A 22,659-nucleotide genomic window follows, 5' to 3' on the forward strand; every position below is an offset into this window, starting at 1 on the left:
TACTGAGTAGTCAATACTCAGTAGTGAAAAGGGGCGGGAGGCGCGCGAGGTTCGGCCAAGATCCCGGGCCCGACCCGAGGGGTCGGGGAGGGGGATTGCTACCATCGTCATAGGAGAAATCCGCCCGACACGCCGCGAACCGGCAGGAGGCATCGCCGCCATGGCCGTCCAGGATCTCGACCTCGGTCGCTACAAGCTCGGCTGGGCCGACGAAGAGGACTACGTGTTCAAGCCCCGCCGGGGCCTGAACGAGGACATCATCCGCGAGATGTCGTGGATGAAGGGCGAGCCCGACTGGATGCTCCAGTACCGCCTGGACAGCTTCCGCCGCTTCCAGCGCCGGCCCATGCCCAACTGGGGCGGCGACATGTCGCAGATCTACTTCGACCAGATCTACTACTACATCAAGCCCACCGAGGGGCAGGTGGACCGGTGGGAGGAGCTGCCGGACGCCATCAAGAACACCTACGAGAAGCTGGGCATCCCCGAGGCCGAGCGCAAGTACCTGGCCGGTGTCACCGCCCAGTACGAGTCCGAGGTCGTCTTCCACCGGAACCGTGAGGATCTGGAGGAGCAGGGGGTCATCTTCTGCGACATGGACACCGCCCTGCGGGAGCACCCGGAGATCGTCAAGCAGTACTTCGGCACCGTCATCCCCAAGAACGACAACAAGTTCGCCAGCCTGAACTCGGCGGTGTGGTCGGGCGGGAGCTTCATCTACGTGCCCCCCGGCGTCGAGGTCTCGATGCCGCTGCAGGCCTACTTCCGCATCAACGCCGAGAACATGGGCCAGTTCGAGCGGACCCTCATCATCGCCGACGAGGGCTCCAAGGTGCACTACATCGAGGGCTGCTCGGCCCCCACCTACACGTCGGACTCGCTGCACTCGGCCGTGGTCGAGATCGTGGTCAAGCCGTCGGCCCGGGTCACCTACACCACCATCCAGAACTGGTCGAACAACGTCTTCAACCTGGTCACCAAGCGGGCCAAGGTCGAGGCCGAGGGCCACATGGAGTGGATCGACGGCAACATCGGCAGCCGCCTGACCATGAAGTACCCGGCGGTGTGGCTGGTGGGCCCCAAGGCCACCGGCGAGGTGCTCTCGGTGGCCTACGCCGGCGCCGGCCAGCACCAGGACACCGGGGCCAAGATGGTCCACGCCGCCCCCGAGACCAGCTCCAAGATCGTGTCCAAGTCCATCTCGTCCCACGGGGGCCGCACCTCGTACCGGGGCCTGGTCCGGGTGGAGGACGACGCCTACGGCTGCAAGAGCCACGTGCAGTGCGACGCCCTCATCCTCGACCCCGAGTCGGTGTCGGACACCTACCCCTACATGGAGGTGGGGGCCCGCGACGCCCGCATCGGCCACGAGGCCACCGTGTCCCGGGTGGCCGACGAGCAGCTCTTCTACCTGATGAGCCGCGGCCTCACCCAGGAGCAGGCCATGGGCATGGTGGTGAACGGCTTCATCGAGCCCGTCACCCGCACCCTGCCCATGGAGTACGCCGTCGAGTGGTCCCGCCTCATCGAGCTCCAGATGGAAGGCAGCGTCGGCTGAGCGAGCGCCAGCGAGCCCAGCCGACCCCCTCAGGGCGGTGGGTGGGGTCGGAGGACGTGGAGGGCTCGGTCGGGTAGGGGGCCCCGCCGGGGGCGGGAACCAGGGGACGCCGGGCGACATCTCACCGGGCATGCGTCGCCTCATCGTCCTCGTCGTCCTGGCCGCCGCCCTGGTGCTGGGGCGACCGCCGTCCCTGGCCGGGGCCTGCTCCTGCGCCGAGTCCACCCCGGCCGAGGAGGTGGCCCGGGCCGAGGTGGTCTTCACCGGCACCGTGGTGGCCTCCCGGCCGGTGCCCGCCGACGACCCCAGCGGCGCCGGCAACCTCGACCACACGGTGGAGGTGGACCGGGTCTACAAGGGCGACGTGGCCGCCGAGGTCATCGTGATGGGGGTGGAGGACACCTCCTCCTGCGGCTACGCCTTCGCCCCCGGCCGCTACCTGGTCTACGGCAGCCAGGAGGACGGGGAGCGGATCAACACGTCGCTGTGCAGCGCCACCACCGCCCTGCCCACCGGCTCGCCGGTGCCGGCCGAGCTGGGGGAGGGCCGGGCCCCCACCCCGCCGCCCCACGACGGGGACGGCGACGAGGGCACGGCGTCCCAGGCGACCCCCACCACGTGGCCGCCCATCGGCGGTCCCGAGGGGGACGTGATCGAGCCCAGCACCTGGGACACCTTCGGGCCGGTGCTGGTCGGGGCGGGCGGGGTCGTGGCCCTCGCCGCCCTCGGCCTCGTGCTCCTGGCCCGCCGCCGGAGCCCGACCTGACGTCCCGGCCCCGGACCGGGCGCCGACCGTCCCCCCGGGCGGCGAGGCGGGCAGAATGGGCCGGTGCCCATGCGCCAGGACTGCAAGTTCTTCGAGTCGCGGACGTACCGGAACGGCGAGACGGTGCGGAAGTGCGACCTCGACCTGGCCCCCGAGGCCCCGTGGCGATGCCCGGCCGACTGCCCCGCCTTCCAGCCCCGGTTGGCCGACGTGAACTGGTCCCACGGGTCGCTGGTCACGCCGGCCACGCCCGACGAGCCGCCGGGCCTGGACGAGCGGGGGGCCGAGATCGCCGCCCTGCTCGACGCGGCCGAGGACATCGTGAACGCCGCCGTGCCCGACGCCGTGGCCGCCGTGCAACGCGACCGGGCCAAGGCCGACCGCAAGGGCCGGGTGCGCCGGTTCCTCCGGCGCGACAAGGGCTGAGGGCGCCAGCGGCCGCGGTCGCCGGGATGGGGGCCGCCGGGCGGCTCCCGGTAGCCTGGGACGTCGGCCACCCTGGCCCCGCACGACCGGAGACCATCCCCTGAGCCCCACCCCCGACGACCTCGCCGCCCTCCCCGGGGACACCGGAGCCCGCGTGGCGGCGGCCGGTCGGGCCGAGGCCCTCGGCCTGCCCACGCCGGAGGCCGAGGAGTGGCGCTACAGCCGGGTCGACGAGCTCGACCTGGACCGCTTCGCCCCGGTGCTGGCCCCGCCGAGCCACGTCCCCGGCCCCCCGCCGGCCCTGCCCGAGGACGAGGGGCCGTGGGCCGCCGAGGTCACCGTGGTCGACGGGTGGGTGGGCGAGGTGGTTGTCCGCGACGACGCCGTCACCGTCGACACCGATGCCGCCCCGGCCGTCGGCACCGTCATGGGCCCGGCCCACGACGCCCTGGCCGAGCTGACCCTGGCCCTGGCCCCGGCCGTGGTCACCATCCGGGTGCGCCGGGGGGCGCAGGTGGCGGCCCCGATCCTGATCCGCACCGTGGCCGCCACCGAGTCGGGCCTGTCGGCCCCCCGCGTCGTGGTCGTGGTCGAGGACGGGGCCTCGGTCTCGCTGGTCGAGCACCAGACCTCGGTGGCCGGCACCGCGCTGGTCCTGCCCCTGGTGGAGCTGGACGTGGCCCCCGGGGCCCGGCTGGCCCACACCAGTGCCCAGGAGCACGGCCCCGCCGTGTGGCAGATGGCCAACCTGGTCGGCCGGGTCGGACAGGAGGGCCACCTGGTGGCCGCCCTGGTGGCCCTGGGCGGCGACTACACCCGGGTCCGCACCGACTGCCGCCTGGAGGGTCGGGGCGCGTCCGGCGACCTGCTGGCCGCCTACTTCGGCGAGGACACCCAGACCCTCGACTTCCGCACCTTCCAGGACCACCGGGCCCCCGACACCACCTCCGACCTCCTGTTCAAGGGGGCGGTGGGGGGCAAGAGCCGGTCCATCTACACCGGGCTCATCACCGTGCGACCCGAGGGCCGGGGCACCAACGCCTACCAGACCAACCGCAACCTGAAGCTGTCGGACGAGGCCTGGGCCGAGTCGGTGCCCAACCTGGAGATCCAGAACAACGACGTGCGCTGCAGCCACGCCTCGACGGTGGGGCCCATCGACGAGGACCAGCGCTTCTACCTGGAGAGCCGGGGCGTGCCCCCCGAGGTGGCCGAGCGGCTGGTGGTGTCGGGCTTCTTCGCCGACGTCCTGGCCCGCATGCCGGCCCCGGCCCCGGTGCTGGCCGTGATCCAGGCCGCCATCGAGGAGCGCCTCGACCGCCAGGTCCAGATCGGGAGCGGGTCGTGAGCGACGGAGCCACCACCACCCGGGCCCGGGTGGCCACGGCCGGCGACGTGCCTGACGGCGGCGCCCTGCGGGTCGTGGCCGAGGGGCACCCCGTCGCCCTGGTCCGCATCGGCGACGACCTCTACGCCATCGGCGACACCTGCTCGCACCAGCGCGTCTCCCTGTCCGAGGGGGAGGTCCTGTGCGCCACCCGGGAGATCGAGTGCTGGAAGCATGGCTCGGCCTTCTCCCTGGTCACCGGGGAGCCGTCGGCCCTCCCGGCCAACCGCCCGGTGCCGGTCTTCCCGGTCACCGTCGACGGCGACGACGTCTACGTGGAGGTCCCCTCATGACCGAGCTGGTGATCGAGGGGCTGCGGGCCAGCGTGGCCGGCACCGAGATCCTCCGAGGGGTCGACCTGACGGTGCGCTCCGGCGAGGTCCACGCCGTGATGGGCCCCAACGGGGCCGGCAAGTCCACCCTGTCCCACGTGCTCATGGGCCGCCCCGGCTACGAGGTCACCGGCGGCTCGGTGACCCTGGACGGGGCCGACCTGCTGGCCCTGCCCACGTGGCAGCGGGTCCAGGCCGGGTTGTTCCTGGTCATGCAGTACCCCACCGAGGTGCCGGGGGTGTCGCTGGTCGACTCGCTGTCGGCCGCCTTCGCGGCGTCGGGTCGCGACGTCGCCGGCATGCGGGCCCGCATGGCCGCCGAGGCCGAGCGCATCGGCTTCGACGATCGCTTCCTGGAGCGCCCCCTCAACGTCGACCTCTCCGGCGGTGAGAAGAAGCGCAACGAGACCATGCAGCTCGGGGTGCTGGCCCCCCGCTTCGCCATCCTGGACGAGCTCGACTCCGGCCTCGACGTCGACGCCCTGCGGGCCTGCTCCCGCCGGGTCGAGGAGGCCACCGAGGACGGCCTGGGCGTCCTGTGCATCACCCACTACACCCGGGTGCTGGCCGAGCTGCGGGCCGACCGGGTCCACATCCTGGTCCGGGGCGAGATCCGCGACAGCGGGGGCCCCGAGCTGGCCGACCGCTTGGAGGCCGAGGGCTACGCGGCCTGGATCCGGCCCGGGGACGAGATGGCCCCCTCGGCCCCCCTGCCCATCGACGTGTTCGGCGACAGCTCCTTCGCCGACCAGCAGCCGGTGGCCGAGGACCCCTTCGGCGCCGGCCCCTTCGGCCTGGACTGAGCCGGCCGTCAGCGCCCTCCCCGGCACCGCCGACGCCGCGGCGCGAGGCTGTCGGGATGAGCGACACGCCCGCAGCCCCCGCCGGGTGGGAGGTCGTGGACGGGAAGCTCCACCGGGAGCTGGCCTTCGCCGACTTCTCCGAGGCCTTCGCCTTCATGGCCCGGGTGGCCCTGGCCGCCGAGAAGGCCGACCACCACCCCGATTGGTCCAACTCCTGGAACCGGGTGGTGATCGACCTGGCCAGCCACGACGCGGGCCGCATCACCGAGCGCGACGTGGCCCTGGCCGAGGCCGTCAACGCCGTGCTGGACGGGTGAGACCGGCCGTGTCGGGCGGCCGGATCAGCCGGTGAAGCGGGCGTCGGCCGCCACCGGGGCGGCCGGCGGGGCGGTGGGGGCGTCGTCGGCCACGTCGGCGGTCAGCTTCGTGCACGGGTCGGTCAGCGACCACAGGTAGGCCATGGCCCCGGAGCGGGAGGCCTCCTCCAGGCGCAGGAAGGTGCCGCCCGGGCCCACCAGCACGTCGAGGTTCCCGAGGGGGTCGCTGGGGGCGGTCACCAGCCGCTCGGGCGCGGTGGTGAGCACGACCTGGTCGGTGCCCCGGACGACGGTGAGCTGGATGGCATCTCCGACCCGTTCGTCGAGCACGAGTGCGTGGGCGGAGTCGCCCAGGTCGGCGACGGCGGCCAGGGGGAGGGAGTAGGTGGTGCTCGGGACGACGGAGTCACCGTCGCCCCCTCCCCCCAGAGCCAGCACGGCGGGCCCATCCAGGACGTCGGTGGAGCCTCCCCCCAGGTCCACCTTCAACAGGCGCCCCGTTCCGTCGTCCACGTGGACCAGTCCCAGGCCCTCGGGCTGGAAGACGATGCCGGCGGCGGCGAGGGTGGTGGTGCCGGGAGCCACGGTGCCGGGGATCAGGTAGGTCCCGGGATCGGTGGCCCCGGCGTCGGTGTACACAGCGAACTCGTCGCGGCCGTCGCCGTCGATGTCCCCGACCCCGTAGGTGGTCGACGTGGTGGCCCCCGGTGCCTCCAGGGTGACGATGCCGTCGCCCCGGACGAGGGTCACGTCGTCGCCGCTGGAGCCGATGACATCGGTCGCACCGTCTCCGTCCGAGTCGATGGGCGGCGTCGCGAGCGCCTGCCGCGTGTCCACCACCGATGCGTCGATGGAGGGCAGCGTCTCCTGGGCGGGATAGGTCTCGGCCACGGCCACGGGGGCGTAGGGCTGGGCGCAGCCGGGGGCGGCCTGGCCCCCGGCGCCGTGGGGCGTGAGACCGTTGGCGCCCGCAGCCAGGGCGGCCACTGCGAGCAGGCGGGCGACGGTGCGACGCTGAGGCATGTCCTGACAGTAGCGGGAGCCCACGGGTTGCGCCGGCGCCGGTGCCAGCCCTCAGACGAGCGGGACCTCCAGGACCTCGCCCGGGCACAGCTGGTGCACGCTGCCCCGGATGCCGACCCACACCGGCACGGCCGGGCCGGGCTCGACCTCGATGCGCAGGGCGTCATGGGACAGCTCGACGCCCAGGGTGCGGTCCCGGTGGACCAGGTCGAAGGCCAGGTGGTGGATCCCGCCCGGCAGGTGGGGATCGAACCACACCTCGTCGCCCCGGAGCTCCAGGCCGCTGTAGCAGCGCTGGAGCAGGTCCAGGCTGCCGGCCATGGCCCCCAGGTGGATGCCCTCGGGGGTGGTGCCCCCCTGGGTGTCGTCGATGTCGGCGGCCAGCGCCTCCCGGAACAGCTCCCACGACTTGGTGGGGTCGACCCGGGCCGTGACCCAGGCGTAGACGATGCGGCTGAGGGTGGAGCCGTGGGCCGTGCGCTCGATGTAGTACTCGACGGTGCGGTCGAGGAGGGCGGTGTCGAACTGGTAGCCCATGGTGGCCAGCTGGGCGCACAGCTCGTCCGGCGTCATCAGGTAGAAGAGCATGAGGACGTCGGCCTGCTTGGCCAGCTTGTACCGGTTGGTCGTGTCGCCCTCGGCCTCCAGGATCAGGTCGAGGCGGCCGATGTTGCCGTAGCGGGCCCGGTAGCCCTCCCAGTCGATCTCCTCCAGCTCGTCCCACCCGGCGAACTGGCTGATGATCCCGTCGTGGAATGGCACGTGCAGGAGCCGGGCCACCTGGTCCCAGTGGTCGGCCTCCTCGGGCGACACGCCGAGCCGCTCCCACAGCTGGATCTCGGCCTGGTGGCCGCTGAAGCCCCGGCGCTGCTCCAGCACCCGTTGCAGCAGCCAGCTCACCAGCACGTTGGTGTAGGCGTTGTCGTCGATGCCGTGGCCCGTGGCCCCGGGGTAGCCGTCGTGGTACTCGTCGGGGCCCATGACGCCCCGGATGTGGTAGCGGCCGTCGGCCGGGTCCAGGCCGGCCAGCCCCGTCCAGAACCGGGCCTGCTCCACCAGGAGCTCGGTGCCGTGCTCCAGCATGAAGCGGTAGTCGCCGCTGACCTGGTGGTACTGCCAGACGTTCCACACCACGGCCAGGCCCACGTGGTGCTGGCGGCGCGAGTTGTCGGGCATCCACCGGCCCGAGCGCGGGTTCCAGAGCTGGCTGGGGGTCTGCTCGGTGCCGTCGCTGCCCGACTGCCACGGGAAGCGGGCCCCGCCCTGGCCCAGCTCGGCGGCCTGGCGCCGGGCCGCCGGGAGGCGCCGGGCCCGGTAGCGGAGCAGGGCCCGGGTGGTGTCGGGGAACCGGAAGTTGAGGAACGGGAAGACGAACAGCTCGTCCCAGAAGATGTGGCCCCGGTAGCCCTCGCCGTGCAGGCCCCGGGCCGTGACGCTGGCGTCGAGGTCCCGCACGTGGGGCGACGCGGTCTGGAGCACGTGGAAGGCGTGGAGCCGGACCGCGGCGATGACCTCCTCGTCGCCCATGCCGTCGTTGACGTCGATCTCGCACCGGTCCCACAGGTGCTTCCAGGCCAGCTCGTGGGCGAACAGCAGCTCGTCGAAGCCGCCCACGCCGACGAGGGCGTCGCGGGCCGAGGCCAGCGGGCGGCCCACCGCCGGGTCGCGGCTGGTGTAGGTGGCCACCACCTTCTCGACGGTGACGGGGCGACCCTGGGTGGCCTCGCAGGACAGGACCCGGCTGACCAGCTCGGGCGTGGCCGAGGTCTCGAACCGCACCTGCACCCGGCCGTCGGCCACCATGTGGGAGCGGGCGGCCAGGGCGGTGCGCACGTGCGACCACGACGTGTCGACCTCCAGCCAGTCGATCCCGGCCTCGGCCCAGCCGATGTCGGCGGCGTGCAGGTGCTGGTTGGCCAGGAGCCGGTCCTCGGCCACGTTGGTGTTGGCCACCCGGCCGTCGAGGGCCGAGCGGACCTCGAGGCGCCCCGACCAGTTCTCCGGGGTGAGGACCTGCTCGATGGCGGCCAGGTGGGGATCGGCCATGGAGACGATGCGCCGCTCGGTGATGGCGGTGACGCGGCCCTGGTCGTCGCGCACCCGCAGGTGCCGGCGGAGGGTGCCCCGGTGGAGGTCGAGGGTCTGGCGCAGCTCCAGCACCTCGCCCACGCCCGGGGCGAACCACGGGCCGGGGCGGCCCTGGGCCGGCGACGCCGGGCCGCACCGGTGGGTGAGGGGCAGCCAGTTGGGCAGGTTGACCAGGCTCTCGTGGTCGATCTTGGCCCCGGCCAGCTCGGTGGTGAGCCGGTTGTAGACGCCGGCCACGTAGGTGCCCGGGTAGTGGGTGCCGTCGGCCACAGCCTCGGGGGCCGCCCCCCGGGTGCCCATGTAGCCGTTGCCCAGGGTGCACAGCGCCTCCCGCCGGCCCTCCACCTCGGGGTGCACCCCCTCGTAGGTGAACTCCCAGCCCGTGCGCGACACCAACCCCGGGTCGTTGACCGCGCTCCCGCCCCCGCCCATCAGCGGATCGTCCGAGGTCGGGAGGGGCGGCGCATCGGTGCATCGTCGCGCGTCACCGACCCCCTCCCCGCCACAAGGGCCTCCGTGGCCCTGGACCGTGGTCCGTCTTCGCCCGCCCGGTCGACCTGCCTCAGGGCAGGACGGTGACCTGGGCCAGGTCGGTGACCACGGCGGTGGCCCCGGCGGCCAGGAGGGCCTCGGGGCTGTCGTGGCGGGCTACGCCGATGACCAGGCCGAAGCCGCCGGCCGCCCCGGCGGCCACACCGGACACCGCGTCCTCGATCACCACCGAGGCCTCCGGCTCCGCGCCCAGGCGACGGGCGGCCTCCAGGAACGTGTCGGGGGCGGGCTTGCCGGCCAGGCCGTGGTCCTCGATGTCGAGGCCGTCGACCGCGGTGTCGAAGCGGTCGCCCAGGCCGGCGGCGGCCAGCACCTCGGCCCGGTTGCGGCTGGCGGAGACCACCGCGGTGGGCACCCCGGCGGCCCGCACCGCGTCGAGCACGGCCACGCTGGTGGGGAAGGTGGCCACCCCGACCTCGGCCAGGGCCGTGTGGAACAGGGCGTTCTTGGTGTTGGCCAGGGCCCAGGCCGTGGTCGTGCCCGGGGGGTCGGTGATGGCGCCCCGGGGCATGGCGATGCCCCGGTCGGCCAGCACCGCCTCCACCCCGTCGATGCGGGCCCGGCCGTCGACCAGGCGCCGGTAGTCGTCGGCCGAGAACGGGGTGTGGGGCCGGTCAGGGGCGAGGGTGGGCAGGGCCCCGTCGAACAGGCGGGCCCACGCCGCCCCGTGGACCGAGGCGGTGTCGGTCAGCACCCCGTCCATGTCGAACAGCACGGCCGCCACCACCCGGGTGTCGATCACCGCGCCGGCGTGGGTGGCGGTCACGCTCGGGCGGCGGCCTCGGTGATGGCCTGGGCCAGGGTGTTCCACGACAGGGTGGCGCACTTGATGCGGACCGGGAACTTCACCACGCCCTGCAGGGCCTCCAGGTCGCCCAGCTTCACGCCCTCGGGGGCCTCGACCACGTCGGGGCCGGTGCCGCCGTCCAGGGTCGACTCGTGGATCGACATCATCGACTTGAAGGCGGTGGTCAGGTCGGCCACCTCGGCCAGGGTCCTGCCCTTCACCGCGGCCGACATCATCGACGCCGAGGACTGGCTGATCGAGCAGCCCTGCCCGGCGATGCGGATGTCGGACACCACCTCCCCGTCGAGGCTGACGAAGACCACGATCTCGTCACCGCACAGCGGGTTGAACCCCTCGGTCCTGGTGGCCGGGGGCACCGGCAGCTCACCCCGGTTCCGGGGGCTGCGGTAGTGGTCGAGGATGATCTCCCGGTAGAGGTCTTCGAGTCCGGGCATGAGCGGTCTCCGGCGAGGTGGATCAGCAGGGGGTGGATCAGGGGGCGAAGAAGTCGGCCGCGGCGGCCAGGGCCTCGGCCAGGGCGTCGACGTCGTCGGTGTCGTTGTAAACGTAGAACGATGCCCGAGCGGTGGCCCCCACGCCCAGCACCTTCATCAGGGGCTTGGCGCAGTGGTGCCCGGGGCGGACGCACACCGCGTGCTCGTCCATCACCTGGGCCAGGTCGTGGGGGTGGACCTCGTCGATGGCCAGGGACAGCACGCCCCCCCGCTGGGCCGGCTCGGAGGGCCCGTGGATGGTGAGGCGGTCGCCGACCCGCTCGGTCAGGGCCCGCAGGGCGTACGCGGTCAGGCTCACCTCGTGGGCCCGCACCGCCTCCATGCCCAGGCCGTCGAGGTAGTCGACGGCGGCGTGGAGCCCGATGGCTTCGATGATGGGCGGGGTGCCGGCCTCGAAGCGGGCCGGGGGCGCGTCGGGGGTGAAGCCCTCCAGGTCGACGGTGAGGATCATCCCGCCCCCGCCCAGGAAGGGGGGCATGGCCTCCAGCAGCTCGGCCCGGGCCCACAGGACCCCGATGCCGGTGGGGCCCACCATCTTGTGGCCGCTGAAGGCCACGAAGTCGGCGCCCATGGCCACCACGTCGGCCGGCAGGTGGGGCACGTACTGGCAGGCGTCCACGCACACCAGGGCCCCAGCGGTGTGGGCGGCGTCGGCGATCTCCCGCACCGGGGTGAGGGTGCCCAGCACGTTGGACATGGCGGTGAGGCCGACCAGCTTGGCCCCGTCCAGCAGGCGGTCCAGGTCGGCCAGGTCGAGGAGGCCGTCGGGCCCCACCGGGATCCACCGGATCTCGAAGCCCTTCTCGGCCTGGAGCTGGAACCAGGGGACGATGTTGGAGTGGTGCTCCAGCTGGGTCAGCACCACCGCGTCGCCGGGGCCCAGGTTGGCCCGGCCCCAGGACCCGGCCACCAGGTTGAGGGCCTCGGTGGCGTTCTTGGTGAAGACGACCTCGTCCGCGCTCGGCGCCCCGATGAACCGGGCCACCGCGGCCCGGGCCGCCTCGTAGCGGCCGGTGGCCCGCTCGGCCAGGGCGTAGACACCGCGGTGGATGTTGGCGTAGTCGGTCTCGGCGAAGGCGGCCATGGCCTCGATGACGGCCCGGGGCTTCTGGGCCGAGGCCGCCGAGTCCAGGAACACCAGGCGCCGGCCGCCGATCTCCTTGTCGAGGATGGGGAAGTCGCGGCGGATGGCGGCCACGTCGAGCACATCGCCCGCCCTGGCCGCCAGCGGCTCGACCGACGGCTCGGCCGCCGCCACCGACACCTCGGTGGCCTCGACGCCAGGCGGGAGCTCGCAGGCCACTTCCGGGTCACCGGCGGCGCCGACGCCGCTCAAAGGACCGCCCCCTGCCAGCGGGCGTAGCCCTCGTGCTCGATCTCGCGGGCCAGCTCAGGTCCGCCGCTCTGGGCGATGCGGCCGTCGACCAGCAGGTGGACGGCGTCGGGCTGCAGCTCGTCGAGCAGGCGCTGGTAGTGGGTGATGCACAGGATCCCGAGCGACGGCCGGTCCTGGCGCACCTCGCGCACGCCGGAGGCCACGGTTCGCAGGGCGTCGATGTCCAGGCCCGAGTCGGTCTCGTCCAGCACGGCCAGCTCCGGCTCCAGGATGGCCATCTGCAGCACCTCGTTGCGCTTCTTCTCGCCGCCCGAGAAGCCGTCGTTGAGGTGGCGGTCGGCGAAGCTGGGATCGATCCCCAGGCGCTCCATCCACTCCATGATCGAGAGCCGCAGCTCCAGCATCGAGAGGTCGATGCCCTTGCGGGCCGAGAGAGCCTGGCGCAGGAAGTTCAGCACCGACACCCCGGGGATGGCCTGGGGGTACTGGAAGGCCAGGAACATGCCCGCCGCGCCCCGCGCCTCGGGGCCCCACTCGGCGACGTCGTCACCCAGGAAGCGGACCGACCCGCCGGTCACCACGTACTCGGGGCTGCCCAGGAGGACGTTGGCCAGGGTGGACTTGCCCGAGCCGTTGGGCCCCATCACCGCGTGCACCTCGCCCACGCCCACGGTGAGGGTCACGCCGGTCAGGATGTCGTCGCCGCCCTCGGCCGGGGCGGCGCAGAGGTCGGTGATCTGGAGGACGGGCGGGGCGCCGTCGGCCGCGGGGTCAGCCATGGCCCCAGGGTAGGTCGTGGCCTCCGATTCGCACTACCCGCGTAGGGGTAATGGGGGCCGGGCCGGGACGCCACGAGGCCGACGCCGCTCGCTCCGGCCGCTGAACCAGGCCTGAAGAGGGCCGGTTGCCGGGCCGGGCGCGCCCTGCCAGGGTTCCGGCCGTGGTCGAGCGGGAGCGGGACGCAGAGCCCTCCTCCGGCTCCCCGGACGCCGGGTCGCTGGCCATGGCGTCCCCCGACCCGTCCGGGGACGTACCCCCGGTGGCCGCCGCCGGCCCCCGCCGCATCGCGTACGAGCCCGGCCTCGACGGGCTGCGCGCCGTCGCCCTCCTGTCGATCTTCGTGGTCCACGCCGACGTGGGCTGGGCGCCCGGCGGGTTCCTGGCCGTCTCCACCTTCTTCACCCTGTCGGGCTTCCTGATCACGGCCCTGCTGGTCACCGAGCACGGCACCGACGGCCGGATCGGGCTGGGCGCCTTCTGGGCCCGACGAGCCCGGCGGTTGCTGCCGGCCTCCCTCTGCACCGCCCTCCTGATCGGGCTGGCCACCTTGGTGCTCGGCGATCCCGTCCAGGTCGACCACCTGGGGGGCGATGTCGTCGGGGCCCTCACCTACGTGGCCAACTGGCGCTTCCTGTTGGCCGAGACCACCTACGCCGGCGAGTTCGCCAGCCAGTCACCGCTCCTGCACTTCTGGTCCCTGGCCATCGAGGAGCAGTTCTACGTGGTGTTCCCGGTGGTGGCGGTGGCGGCGCTGCGCCTGGCCCGGCGGTGGCGTCCCGCGGTCACGGTCGCCCTCGTCGCCGGGGTGGCGCTCTCGTTGGTGGCCGGGATCGTCGGCAGCGCCAGCGGCTCCTCGCCCGATCGCCTCTACTTCCGCACCGACATCCGCGCCGGCGAGCTGCTGGTGGGCGCGCTGGCCGGCCTGTGGTGGGTGCGCCGGGGCCACCTGGCCTCGGCGGGGTGGCATCGGGCCGTGCGCCGGGTCGGGCCGGTGCCCCTGGTGGTCATGGTGGGCCTGATCGCCACCTCCGACTACCACGACTCGTTCTGGTACCGGGGCGGGTTGCTGGCCTACTCGCTGGTCACCGTGGGGGTGGTCCTGGCCGCGGTCGAGCCGTCGGGCCCGGTGCGGGCCGTGCTGAGCTGGAGGCCCCTGGTCGGGATCGGCGTCGTCTCCTACGGCGCCTACCTCGTGCACTGGCCCCTGTTCATGTGGCTGTTCACCGAGACCTCGATCCCGGGCGCGGCCCGGCTGGTGGGGGGCACCGCGGTCAGCCTGGCCGTGGCCGTGGCCTCCTACCGGCTGGTGGAGCTGCCGGTGCGGGAGCGGCGCTTCCTCCCCGCCCCGGCCCTGCTGGGAGTCGGGGCCCTGCTGGCCGTGGCCGCCCTGGTGGTCGGGGCCGTGGCCCCGCGCCTGGCCCTCACCGAGGACACGTCGCTCGACCAGGCCGGCGACGACGTCGCCACCCGCCTGGCCATCACCGCAGCGGCGCCGGGCGAAGCTCCCACCGTCGGCATCTTCGGCGACTCCACCGCCCTGATCACCACCCTCGGGCTGGTCACCTACGACGACGAGGACCCCACCATCCGCATGGCCTCGGGGGCCGCCGACCTCGGGTGCACCATCCTGGCCCCGGCCCGGATCGTGACCGGCGGCGAGGTCGTCGCCTCCAACGACCGCTGCACGGGGTGGCAGGACACGTGGCGGCGGGCCTCCGACACGGGGCGGATGGACGTGGCCCTCATCCAGATCGGACCCGGTGAGGTCAAGGAGATGCAGCCCGAGGGCGCGGCCGGCCTCCAGACCATCGGCCAGCCGGCCCAGGACGACCTGGTGCGCCAGCGCCTGGCCGAGGGCATCGACGCCCTCCTGCGGGCCACGCCGGTGGTGGTCGTGGCCACCAGCCCGTACATCGACCCCGGGCGGGTCAACGGCCGCTCCCCGACCGCCCCCCAGCCCGACGCCGACCCCGCCCGCATGGACCGCCTCAACGAGCTCATCCGCGAGGTGGCGGCCACCTACCCGCAGGTCGCGGTGCTGGACCTGGCCACGTGGATCAACGGCCGGGACGACGACCGCCGCCTGCGGCCCGACGGCGTGCACCTCACCGAGGAGACGGCCCTGGAGCTCAGCCCCCGGTTCGCCGACACCCTGGCCGCCATCGACGCCGTGGCCGGCGGCGCTCCCCGGCCCACCCGGGACGACGGCCTCTTCCCCGTCCTCCAGTGGGCCGCGGCCTGATCAACCCGGACGGGTCTGTCACCAGCCCCGGTCGGCCCACGTCCTCCGACCCCGCCCGCCGCCCTGATCGTCGGCCGCGCCGGCCGTCCTGGCTGGAGTGGGCCGAACGAGCCGCCCGTCACCAGCCCCGGTCGGCCCACTCCTGGAGGTGGGGGCGCTCGGTGCCGATGGTGGTGGTGTCGCCGTGGCCGGGCAGGACCAGGGTGTCGGCCGGGAGGGTGAACAGCCGGTCCTCGAGGGAGCGGAGGATGGTCGGGAAGTCGCCGCCCTCGAAGGTGGTGTTGCCGGCGCCGCCGGGGAACAGGGTGTCACCGCTGAAGAGCAGGGGCGTGCCCTCGACGGTGAAGCACACCGAGCCGGGGGTGTGGCCCGGGGTGTGGAGGGCGTGGAGGCGCAGGCGGCCGACCTCGATCACGTCCTCGTCGTCGATGGTCGAGTCGTAGCTGGGCAGCATCCCGGCGTCGGCCGCGGTGACGGCCACGTCGTAGCCGGCGTCGCGGAGCTGGGGCACGGCCTGGATGTGGTCCCAGTGGCCGTGGGTCTCCAGCACCCGGCGCACGCCCAGGGCCCGGCACAGCTCCAGCAGCCGGTCGTGCTCGTTGGCCGCGTCGAGGAGGACGGCGTCGCCGGTCTCGGTGCAGCGGGCCACGTACACGTTGTTGTCCATGGGGCCGACCACCACCTTGTGGACCTCGATGCCGGTGGCCGACCAGATGAGGGTGTCGGGGGGCGACGGTGCGGGCGTGGGTCCCATGGGGCCAGTCTGCCAACCGGGGGGCCCGGCGGGCGGGGGCGGGCCGGCCGGGTAGCTTGCGTCGCCGATGACCGCCACGACCGACTGGAACCCGGTGCTCAAGGCCGAGCTGGCCAAGCCGTACTTCGCCCAGCTGCGGACCTTCGTGGACCAGGAGCGCCGCCGGCACCCGGTGTTCCCGCCGGCCGAGGACGTGTTCGCCGCCCTCCACCTCACGCCCTACTCGGAGGTGAAGGTGCTGATCCTGGGCCAGGACCCGTACCACGGGCCGGGCCAGGCCCACGGCCTGTGCTTCTCGGTGCAGCCCGGGGTCGCCATCCCGCCCTCGCTGGCCAACATCTACGCCGAGCTGGAGTCCGACCTGGGCATCCCCGCCCCCGACCACGGCAACCTCGAGGCCTGGGCCCGCCAGGGGGTGCTGCTCCTCAACGCCACGCTCACGGTGCGGGCCCGCCAGGCCGCGTCGCACCAGGGCAAGGGCTGGGAGACCTTCACCGACGAGGTCATCAGGGCGGTGGCGGCCAAGGAGGAACGGGTGGTGTTCGTCCTGTGGGGCTCGTCGGCCCGCCGGAAGAAGGCGCTGGTCGACGCGTCCCGCCACGTGGTCATCGAGTCGCCCCACCCCTCGCCGCTCTCGGCTCACCGAGGCTTCCTCGGCAGCCGCCCCTTCAGCCGGGCCAACCGGGCCCTGGAGGAGGCGGGCCGGGGACCGGTCGACTGGCGCATCCCGCCCCGGGCCGAGCGGCCCGGCTGAGCCGGCACGGCACCCCGGCGGGCATCAGTCCGGGGGGCGGTCGGGCCGCACGAGGACAGGGTCGTCGTCGGTCGGGGTCATCAGCGTCTCTGGCGCACCCTTCCAGGGGGCCGAGCGACCCGAAGTGTGAACGCCGTTGCCGGTGACGCCGTTCAGGTGCTGACCACCTCGAAGCCCAGGGCCAGCGCCACCGGGATCTGGCGGGCGTCGAAGGTGACGAAGCGGACCGGCGGGGGCAGGCGGTCGGCGGCGGCCAGGTGGAGGGCGTCGACGGTGCGCAGGGGCTGGGACCGGGCCAGCTCGGCCGCCCGGTCGAGGCAGGCGGCGTCCACCGGCACCACGTGGATGCGCTCCCAGTCGTCGCGCAGGGCCCGGCGCAGCCGGTCGCGGTCGACCGGGCTCTCGGTGACCCGGTCGACCAGGGGCAGGGCCTCGGCCAGGGCCAGGGCCGAGGCGCACCACGACGGGTCGTCGGCCATGGCCCCCACCACCACCTCGCGGTGGGGCCCGGTGAGGAAGCGGCCCAGCAGGGCGGTGGTGTCGAGGGCCAGGGTCACACGTCCTCCGACCCCGCCCGCCGCCCTGAAGGTGTCGGCTGCGCCGACGCTGTCATGAGCGGACCTCGTCGACCAGTCGGTCCAGGCGGGCCCCGGGCCACGGGTCGATGCGAACGTCGGGCGGGAGGCGATCGCCCCGGCGGGCCGGCACCACCAGGCCCCGGGCGGCCAGGTCCTCGATGGTGGGGACGTCGCCCCCCGGGTCGAGGGGGCCGAGCTGGGCCACAGGCCGCCCGGCCACGGTCACCACGATGCGCTCGCCGCCCTCGGCCCGGCGCAGGTACGCCGCCACCTGGGCCCGGAAGTGCCGCATGGGCACCGACTCGGCCACATCGCCACCCTAGTGGTGGACACGTGTGGACACAGCGGGGGCTGGCGGGCGCCGCTCAGGCCGGCCACGCTGCGGCCATGAACTTCGCCTTCAGTGACGAGCAGGAGGAGCTGCGCAAGGTCGTGCGCCAGTTCCTGGAGAACAAGTCGCCCGAGACCGCGGTCCGGGAGCAGATGGAGACCGAGGCCGGCTACGACGAGAAGGTCTGGTCCCAGATGGCCGAGCAGCTCGGCCTCCAGGGCCTGGCCATCCCCGAGCAGTACGGCGGCTCCGGCTTCGGCTACATCGAGCTGGTCGTGATCCTGGAGGAGATGGGCCGCTCCCTGCTCTGCGCCCCCTACTTCTCCACCGTGGCCCTGGCCGCCAACACGCTGCTGCACTCCGGCGACGAGGACGCCAAGGGGGCCCACCTGCCCGGCATCGCCTCCGGCGAGACCATCGCCACCGTCGCCTTCACCGAGGCCAACGGCAAGTGGGACGCCTCGGGCATCACCACCACCGCCACCCGGGACGGCGACGGCTTCACCCTCTCCGGCGAGAAGATGTACGTCCTCGACGGCCACACCGCCGGCCTGGTCATCGTGGCCGCCCGCACCGACGCCGGGATCAGCCTGTTCACGGTGGCCGGTGACGCCGCCGGGCTCACCCGTGAGGCCCTGCCCACCATGGACCAGACCCGCAAGCAGGCCCGCCTCACCTTCGACGGCACGCCGGCCGCCCTGCTGGGCACCGACGGCGAGGGCTGGACGGTGCTGGAGCGGGTGCTGGACCTGGCCGCCGTGGCCCTGGCCGCCGAGCAGGTCGGCGGGGCCCAGTACGTGCTGGAGATGGCCGTGCAGTACGCCAAGGACCGGGTCCAGTTCGGCCGGCCCATCGGCTCGTTCCAGGCCATCAAGCACAAGTGCGCCGACATGCTGCTGGAGGTCGAGTCGGCCAAGTCGGCCGCCTACTACGCCGGATGGTGCGCCTCGGAGCTGAACGACGAGCTGCCCTCGGTGGCCAGCCTGGCCAAGGCCTACTGCTCGGAGGCCTACTTCCACGCCGCGGCCGAGAACATCCAGATCCACGGCGGCATCGGCTTCACCTGGGAGCACCCGGCCCACCTCTACTTCAAGCGGGCCAAGTCCTCCGAGCTCCTGCTGGGCGATCCCACGTACCACCGGGAGCTGCTCGCCCAACGCATCGGGATCTGACCGACCTCTCGTAGGCTCGGCCCCGGTGGGGGTCGTGTGGGCACTCGTGGCGGTGGCCGTGGTGCTGCTCATCGCCGCCGTCGTCGTCGGGCGGGAGACCGACCGCCTGTCCGGGGCCCCGCCGCGGCCGGTGTTCGACCTCGACGAGGCCGTGACGTGGGTGGCCCGGCACCTGCCGTTCGAGGTGTCGGCCGTGCTCAGCCACGACGACGTGCGGCAGATCCTCCGCTGGAACCTCGACTACTTCCGCTCGAAGGGCGTGACCGGCAACGGGTCGAGCGCGAGTGCCCCCGCCAACGACGTGGTGGTCGGCGGTGGCGAGACCGTCGACAACGTCCTGACCCGGGCCCGCTCCGCCGGGCTCGAGTACACCGCCCCCCAGGTGCACGCCGTCCTCGACGCCCAGATGGCGTACTTCGAGGCCATCGGCGCGCTCGGCCCGGCGCCGCCCCGCGACGAGCCGCCGACCGCTTGAGCGAGCGCCCTTGGGCGCGAGCTCCAGACAGCACAGCGGGTTGTCGAGGCAGCGGAGCTGCCGAGACGAAACGGTTGGCCTGGGGCAGGGACGGACCTGACGCAGGGACCTAAGGGGTTCACCCCGGGCGGGGCACGGGCGATACGCTGACGCCACCAGAGAAAGGAGGTGGTCCAGCTGAGCGAACCAAGTAGGACCCTGGAGGTGGTTGGCCGCTAGGCGGCCGCTGGACCACCCGGCGAATCCTCGCCAACCACCCCCGAGCGGGAACGCGGCCAGGCCCCGGTCCTCCTGGCGAACACGCGTGCTCGGGTCGAACCAGTGATCGACGGAGAGGGGCGCCTTCGGGCGCCCCTCTCTGCGCGATGATCCACCGTGAGCCGGATTACCGGCGATAATCCGCCGGTGCCGTCACGACCCGCCCGCGCCGCCGAGCACCGCTGGTTCGGCGACAAGCGCTCGCAGGTCGTCCACGACCTCGACCACACGGTCGACGCCTGCGCCATCGACGATCTGCTGCAGGCCGAGACGTTCCTCGTCTTCGCGCCCGACACGCTCGTCGAGGCCCGGAACCGCTGCTACCACGCGTGCCGCCACTGCGCCACCGACGGCGAGGGCGACGCCGCGTAGCCGCAGGTCGGACGGCCGGTCCGAGAAGTCGCCATCGTCCCGGTTCGTCGTCCCGGTACCCTGCGCGGTCGTGGGGGAGGGGTTCGAAGGCTTCGAGTCGGCCGGGCTGCGCCTGTACGCCCACCTGGCCCGTCCGACCCCGGGCCGGGAGGCGCCCGGCCGCCCCGGCCTCGTCGTGTGCCACGGGTTCCCGTCGAGCGCGGCGATGGCCCGCGCCGGTGTGGAGACCTACCCGGCGCTGGCCGACCGCCTCGCCGCCGAGGCGGGCTGGACGGTCATGACCTTCAGCTTCCGGGGCATCGGCCGCTCCGAGGGCGACTTCTCGCTGTGCGGCTGGCAGGACGACCTGCGGGCGGCGGTCGACCACATGATCGACGAGGTCGACGTCGAGGGCGTGTGGCTGGCGGGCGCGTCGACGGGCGGGTCGCTGGCCATCTGCGTGGCCGGTGACGACCCCCGGGTGCGGGGGGTGGCGACGCTCTCGGCCCGGGCCGACTTCGCCGACTGGGCGGCCCAGCCCCGGCGGTTCCTCCAGCACGCCCGCGAGGTCGGCGTGATCCAGGACCCGGCCTTCCCCGAGGACTTCGAGGAGTGGGCGCTCGAGCTCAAGTCGGTGCGGCCCCTCGCCGCCGTGGCGGCGCTGGCACCCCGCCCCCTCCTGCTCGTGCAGGGCGCCGAGGACGACGTCGTGCCCGTGGTCGACGCCCGGGCCCTGGCCGACGGCCACGGCGCCGCCGACCTGCGCGTGCTCTCGGGCGCCGGCCACGCCCTGCGACACGACCCCCGGGCGGTGGCCCTCCTGCTCGGGTGGCTCGAGCGCCAGGCCGGCACCTGACCCTGCCCCCGACGTCTGTGTGCGCTGAGGCACGCCGGCGGTAGCTGGGCGCACACAGACGATGGACAGCCGCCTGGCCCGGCGCCTCGGAGTGGGCGATGCGGTGGTGGTGGGGCTGGCGTCGATGCTCGGGGCCGGCGTGTTCACCGCCTTCGGACCGGCCGCTCGGGCCGCCGGTGCGGGGGTGGTCCCGGCCCTGGCCCTGGCCGGTCTGGTGGCGTGGTGCAACGCCACGTCGTCCGCCGCCCTCGCCGCTGTCCACCCCGAGTCCGGCGGCACCTACGTGTACGCCCGGCGCCGGCTCGGCGTCCCCTGGGGGGTGCTGGCGGGCGGCGCCTTCATCGCCGGGAAGGTGGCCAGCTGCGCGGCCATGGCCCTCACCGCCGGCGCCTACGCCGCCCCCGACGCGGCCCGGCCGGTCGCCCTGGCGGTGGTGCTGGTCCTCACCGTCGTGAACCTGGCCGGCGTCACCCGCACGGTGCGGGTGACCCGCGTCCTGCTCGCCGTGGTCCTCGCCGTGCTCGCCGGCGTGGTGGTCGCCTGCCTGGCCGGTGGCGAGGCCGGCGCCACCCGGCTCGATGCCGGACTCGGCGACGGCGGCGCCCTCGGCCTGCTCGAGGCGGCGGGGATCCTGTTCTTCGCCTTCGCCGGCTACGCCCGGGTGGCGACGCTGGGCGAGGAGGTGGTGGACCCCGCCCGCACGATCCCTCGGGCCGTGCCCCTCGCCCTCGGCATCGCCCTCGCCGTCTACGCCGTCGTGCTGATGGCCACGTTGGCCGTGCTCGGGCCGACCGGCCTGGCCGCCACCGACGCCCCCCTGGCCGCCGCCGTTGACGCCGGCCGGTTCGACGAGCTCGTGCCCGTGGTCCGGGCCGGCGCCGTCGTCGCCTCCCTGGGCGTGCTCGTCGCCCTGCTCGCCGGCGTGGCCCGCACGACCTTCGCCATGGCCGCCGACGGCGTGCTGCCCCGGCGCCTCGCCGCTGTGCGGGACCGCACCGCCGTGCCCGCCGCCGCGGTCGTGGTGGTGGGCGCCGCCGTTGCCATCCTCGTGGCGGTGGCCGACCTGCAGGGCGCGCTGCGGGCGAGCTCGGCCCTCGTGCTCCTCTACTACGCGCTGACCAACGCGTCGGCACTGCGCCTGCGACCGGCGGAGCGCCGGTGGCCGCGAGGGTGGGCCGTCCTCGGCCTGGCCGGTTGCGCCGCCCTTTCCGTCAGCCTGGTGGTGGGAGCCGGCTGACGGCGTCGTCGATCGCACGGCGCAGGGCCCGTGCGGCGTCCTCCGGGTCCGACGCCTCGGTGAGCCAGCGCACCACCACGAACCGGCGGGCCCCGGCCTCGACGAGCGGGCCCACCGACGACGGCGTCGCGCCGCCGGTCACGAACCATGGCACCTTCGCCGCACCGGCGGCGTAGCCGACGTACCCCGGCCCCGTTCCCGGCCGACCGGGCTTGGTGGGCGTGGCCACCACCGGCCCCACGGAGACGTAGTCGACCGGCTCGCCGGCGGCCTCGTCGAGCTCACCCGGCGCGTGGGTCGACAGGCCGACGATGGCGCCCTCGCCCAGGAGCCGCCGGGCCAGCGCCGGTGGGGCGTCGTCCTGGCCCACGTGCACGCCGTCGGCCCCCACCTCCAGCGCGAGGTCGGGCCGGTCGTTGAGGACGAAGGGCACGCCGAGCCCCCGGCACACCCGCAGCGCCCGCCGGGCGGCGGCCAGGACCCCCCGGGCCTCGAGCTCCTTGTCCCGGAGCTGCACCAGGTCGACGCCGCCGCGGATGCAGGCGGCCAGGAACGGCTCGAGGTCCGGACGGTCGGGCGTGCACAGGTACAGGCGCCGCTCGTCGACCCCGGGAAAGCTCATCCTCCTGCCACGGCCCGCACCAGCTCGAGCCGGTCGCCGTCGGCCAGCACGGTGCGGTCGAGCAGCCGGCGCTCGACCGGCTCGCCGTTGCGCTCGACCAGCACCCACTTGCCGCCGAGCTGCAGCGAGGTCAGCAGGTCGGTGACGGTGGCGCCCTCGGGCAGCTCCACCGGGCGCCCGTTGCTCACCACCGTGATCACTATTCGGCCTTGCCCTTGCCCGCCGCCTTGCGCTCGCGCTTGAACGCCCGCACCTCCTCCAGGGCCTCCGGCGACACGGCGTCGGCCACCGAACGCCGGCGCTCGTCCGAGAACGGCACCGCCGCCTCCTCCCACCCGGCCGGCTGCACGCCGAGCCGC

General features: G+C 74.0%; 25 protein-coding genes. 14 read left to right on the plus strand and 11 right to left on the minus strand.

Features of this window, described 5'->3' with window-relative positions:
* Positions 1-160 precede the first annotated feature (160 nt).
* The 7 genes from sufB to VEW93_15205 all read left to right on the plus strand — a co-directional run bounded on the left by sufB (position 161) and on the right by VEW93_15205 (position 5,589).
* A complete protein-coding gene (gene sufB, locus VEW93_15175; protein ID HYI63132.1) occupies positions 161-1,558 on the plus strand; it encodes a Fe-S cluster assembly protein SufB in 1,398 nt (465 codons plus the stop codon).
* A gap of 130 nt (positions 1,559-1,688) precedes the next feature.
* Positions 1,689-2,324: a hypothetical protein gene (locus VEW93_15180; GenBank protein ID HYI63133.1), complete on the plus strand. Its 636-nt coding sequence runs from the start codon at positions 1,689-1,691 to the stop codon at positions 2,322-2,324.
* Positions 2,325-2,387: 63 nt separating this feature from the next.
* On the plus strand, positions 2,388-2,750 hold the full coding sequence (locus VEW93_15185) for a hypothetical protein (GenBank protein HYI63134.1): 363 nt from the start codon (positions 2,388-2,390) through the stop codon (positions 2,748-2,750).
* A 154-nt stretch (positions 2,751-2,904) separates the two neighbouring features.
* On the plus strand, positions 2,905-4,098 hold the full coding sequence (sufD, locus tag VEW93_15190; GenBank protein ID HYI63135.1) for a Fe-S cluster assembly protein SufD: 1,194 nt from the start codon (positions 2,905-2,907) through the stop codon (positions 4,096-4,098).
* The gene (locus tag VEW93_15195; protein HYI63136.1) at positions 4,095-4,430 is read left to right on the plus strand and encodes a non-heme iron oxygenase ferredoxin subunit; all 336 of its coding nucleotides are present in this window, start codon (positions 4,095-4,097) and stop codon (positions 4,428-4,430) included. Before sufD ends, VEW93_15195 begins: the two co-directional genes overlap by 4 nt.
* On the plus strand, positions 4,427-5,272 hold the full coding sequence (gene sufC, locus VEW93_15200) for a Fe-S cluster assembly ATPase SufC (GenBank protein ID HYI63137.1): 846 nt from the start codon (positions 4,427-4,429) through the stop codon (positions 5,270-5,272). Before VEW93_15195 ends, sufC (VEW93_15200) begins: the two co-directional genes overlap by 4 nt.
* A gap of 56 nt (positions 5,273-5,328) precedes the next feature.
* Complete coding sequence (locus tag VEW93_15205; GenBank protein HYI63138.1) at positions 5,329-5,589, plus strand: 4a-hydroxytetrahydrobiopterin dehydratase; 261 nt, start codon at positions 5,329-5,331, stop codon at positions 5,587-5,589.
* A gap of 24 nt (positions 5,590-5,613) precedes the next feature.
* On the opposite strand, the gene VEW93_15210 is transcribed toward VEW93_15205, so the two are convergent.
* The 6 genes from VEW93_15210 to sufC (VEW93_15235) form a co-directional block, all read right to left on the minus strand.
* Complete coding sequence (locus tag VEW93_15210) at positions 5,614-6,612, minus strand: VCBS repeat-containing protein (GenBank protein HYI63139.1); 999 nt, start codon at positions 6,610-6,612, stop codon at positions 5,614-5,616.
* A gap of 51 nt (positions 6,613-6,663) precedes the next feature.
* Positions 6,664-9,132: a glycosyl hydrolase family 65 protein gene (locus VEW93_15215; protein HYI63140.1), complete on the minus strand. Its 2,469-nt coding sequence runs from the start codon at positions 9,130-9,132 to the stop codon at positions 6,664-6,666.
* Positions 9,133-9,262: 130 nt separating this feature from the next.
* Positions 9,263-10,018, minus strand: coding sequence for a beta-phosphoglucomutase family hydrolase (locus tag VEW93_15220; GenBank protein ID HYI63141.1), 756 nt, complete (start codon positions 10,016-10,018; stop codon positions 9,263-9,265).
* On the minus strand, positions 10,015-10,494 hold the full coding sequence (locus VEW93_15225; GenBank protein HYI63142.1) for an SUF system NifU family Fe-S cluster assembly protein: 480 nt from the start codon (positions 10,492-10,494) through the stop codon (positions 10,015-10,017). Before VEW93_15225 ends, VEW93_15220 begins: the two co-directional genes overlap by 4 nt.
* Positions 10,495-10,531: 37 nt before the next feature.
* Entirely contained in the window at positions 10,532-11,890 is a 1,359-nt protein-coding gene (locus VEW93_15230) for a SufS family cysteine desulfurase (GenBank protein ID HYI63143.1), read from the minus strand.
* Positions 11,887-12,669, minus strand: a complete 783-nt coding sequence (gene sufC, locus VEW93_15235) for a Fe-S cluster assembly ATPase SufC (protein ID HYI63144.1) — start codon at positions 12,667-12,669, stop codon at positions 11,887-11,889. The genes VEW93_15230 and sufC (VEW93_15235) overlap by 4 nt, the downstream gene beginning before the upstream one ends.
* Positions 12,670-12,830: 161 nt before the next feature.
* Here sufC (VEW93_15235) and VEW93_15240 point away from each other — a divergent pair, with 161 nt between their 5' ends.
* Complete coding sequence (locus VEW93_15240; GenBank protein HYI63145.1) at positions 12,831-14,912, plus strand: acyltransferase family protein; 2,082 nt, start codon at positions 12,831-12,833, stop codon at positions 14,910-14,912.
* A gap of 118 nt (positions 14,913-15,030) precedes the next feature.
* Here VEW93_15240 and VEW93_15245 read toward each other — a convergent pair whose 3' ends face one another.
* Positions 15,031-15,666, minus strand: a complete 636-nt coding sequence (locus tag VEW93_15245; protein HYI63146.1) for an MBL fold metallo-hydrolase — start codon at positions 15,664-15,666, stop codon at positions 15,031-15,033.
* A gap of 67 nt (positions 15,667-15,733) precedes the next feature.
* Between VEW93_15245 and ung the strand changes: the two genes are divergently transcribed.
* Positions 15,734-16,420 carry a uracil-DNA glycosylase gene (ung, locus tag VEW93_15250; protein ID HYI63147.1) on the plus strand — a complete coding sequence of 229 codons (687 nt, stop codon included), beginning with the start codon at positions 15,734-15,736 and terminating at the stop codon, positions 16,418-16,420.
* A 152-nt stretch (positions 16,421-16,572) separates the two neighbouring features.
* Here ung and VEW93_15255 read toward each other — a convergent pair whose 3' ends face one another.
* Positions 16,573-16,977 carry a type II toxin-antitoxin system VapC family toxin gene (locus VEW93_15255; protein ID HYI63148.1) on the minus strand — a complete coding sequence of 135 codons (405 nt, stop codon included), beginning with the start codon at positions 16,975-16,977 and terminating at the stop codon, positions 16,573-16,575.
* A 52-nt stretch (positions 16,978-17,029) separates the two neighbouring features.
* On the minus strand, positions 17,030-17,308 hold the full coding sequence (locus VEW93_15260) for a type II toxin-antitoxin system prevent-host-death family antitoxin (protein ID HYI63149.1): 279 nt from the start codon (positions 17,306-17,308) through the stop codon (positions 17,030-17,032).
* Positions 17,309-17,385: 77 nt separating this feature from the next.
* Here VEW93_15260 and VEW93_15265 point away from each other — a divergent pair, with 77 nt between their 5' ends.
* The 5 genes from VEW93_15265 (at position 17,386) to VEW93_15285 (ending at position 21,678) form a co-directional block, all read left to right on the plus strand.
* On the plus strand, positions 17,386-18,501 hold the full coding sequence (locus VEW93_15265; GenBank protein ID HYI63150.1) for an acyl-CoA dehydrogenase family protein: 1,116 nt from the start codon (positions 17,386-17,388) through the stop codon (positions 18,499-18,501).
* Between the two features lie 25 nt (positions 18,502-18,526).
* Positions 18,527-18,976 (plus strand): hypothetical protein, encoded by a 450-nt coding sequence (locus VEW93_15270; GenBank protein HYI63151.1) that lies wholly within the window; start codon positions 18,527-18,529, stop codon positions 18,974-18,976.
* A 405-nt stretch (positions 18,977-19,381) separates the two neighbouring features.
* On the plus strand, positions 19,382-19,606 hold the full coding sequence (locus VEW93_15275) for a hypothetical protein (protein ID HYI63152.1): 225 nt from the start codon (positions 19,382-19,384) through the stop codon (positions 19,604-19,606).
* A 70-nt stretch (positions 19,607-19,676) separates the two neighbouring features.
* Positions 19,677-20,441 carry an alpha/beta fold hydrolase gene (locus VEW93_15280; protein ID HYI63153.1) on the plus strand — a complete coding sequence of 255 codons (765 nt, stop codon included), beginning with the start codon at positions 19,677-19,679 and terminating at the stop codon, positions 20,439-20,441.
* 61 nt (positions 20,442-20,502) lie between these two features.
* Complete coding sequence (locus tag VEW93_15285) at positions 20,503-21,678, plus strand: APC family permease (protein ID HYI63154.1); 1,176 nt, start codon at positions 20,503-20,505, stop codon at positions 21,676-21,678.
* Here the strand turns inward: VEW93_15285 and thiE are convergent.
* On the minus strand, positions 21,653-22,300 hold the full coding sequence (thiE, locus tag VEW93_15290) for a thiamine phosphate synthase (protein ID HYI63155.1): 648 nt from the start codon (positions 22,298-22,300) through the stop codon (positions 21,653-21,655). The genes VEW93_15285 and thiE overlap by 26 nt on opposite strands.
* The gene (gene thiS, locus VEW93_15295; GenBank protein HYI63156.1) at positions 22,297-22,488 is read right to left on the minus strand and encodes a sulfur carrier protein ThiS; all 192 of its coding nucleotides are present in this window, start codon (positions 22,486-22,488) and stop codon (positions 22,297-22,299) included. Before thiS ends, thiE begins: the two co-directional genes overlap by 4 nt.
* Positions 22,489-22,659: the final 171 nt, after the last annotated feature.

The organism is Acidimicrobiales bacterium (genome assembly GCA_035630295.1).
Lineage (GTDB): Bacteria > Actinomycetota > Acidimicrobiia > Acidimicrobiales > Iamiaceae > Iamia.

What these genes read in the sequence shown, in the direction of transcription:
- sufB (HYI63132.1), top strand. Translation starts at nt 161, where the DNA reads ATGGCCGTCCAGGATCTCGACCTCGGTCGCTACAAGCTCGGCTGGGCC.
- VEW93_15180 (HYI63133.1), top strand. Translation starts at nt 1,689, where the DNA reads ATGCGTCGCCTCATCGTCCTCGTCGTCCTGGCCGCCGCCCTGGTGCTG.
- sufC (HYI63137.1), top strand. Translation starts at nt 4,427, where the DNA reads ATGACCGAGCTGGTGATCGAGGGGCTGCGGGCCAGCGTGGCCGGCACC.
- VEW93_15205 (HYI63138.1), top strand. Translation starts at nt 5,329, where the DNA reads ATGAGCGACACGCCCGCAGCCCCCGCCGGGTGGGAGGTCGTGGACGGG.
- VEW93_15210 (HYI63139.1), bottom strand. Translation starts at nt 6,612, where the DNA reads ATGCCTCAGCGTCGCACCGTCGCCCGCCTGCTCGCAGTGGCCGCCCTG.
- VEW93_15215 (HYI63140.1), bottom strand. Translation starts at nt 9,132, where the DNA reads ATGGGCGGGGGCGGGAGCGCGGTCAACGACCCGGGGTTGGTGTCGCGC.
- VEW93_15225 (HYI63142.1), bottom strand. Translation starts at nt 10,494, where the DNA reads ATGCCCGGACTCGAAGACCTCTACCGGGAGATCATCCTCGACCACTAC.
- sufC (HYI63144.1), bottom strand. Translation starts at nt 12,669, where the DNA reads ATGGCTGACCCCGCGGCCGACGGCGCCCCGCCCGTCCTCCAGATCACC.
- VEW93_15245 (HYI63146.1), bottom strand. Translation starts at nt 15,666, where the DNA reads ATGGGACCCACGCCCGCACCGTCGCCCCCCGACACCCTCATCTGGTCG.
- ung (HYI63147.1), top strand. Translation starts at nt 15,734, where the DNA reads ATGACCGCCACGACCGACTGGAACCCGGTGCTCAAGGCCGAGCTGGCC.
- VEW93_15265 (HYI63150.1), top strand. Translation starts at nt 17,386, where the DNA reads ATGAACTTCGCCTTCAGTGACGAGCAGGAGGAGCTGCGCAAGGTCGTG.
- VEW93_15285 (HYI63154.1), top strand. Translation starts at nt 20,503, where the DNA reads ATGGACAGCCGCCTGGCCCGGCGCCTCGGAGTGGGCGATGCGGTGGTG.
- thiE (HYI63155.1), bottom strand. Translation starts at nt 22,300, where the DNA reads ATGAGCTTTCCCGGGGTCGACGAGCGGCGCCTGTACCTGTGCACGCCC.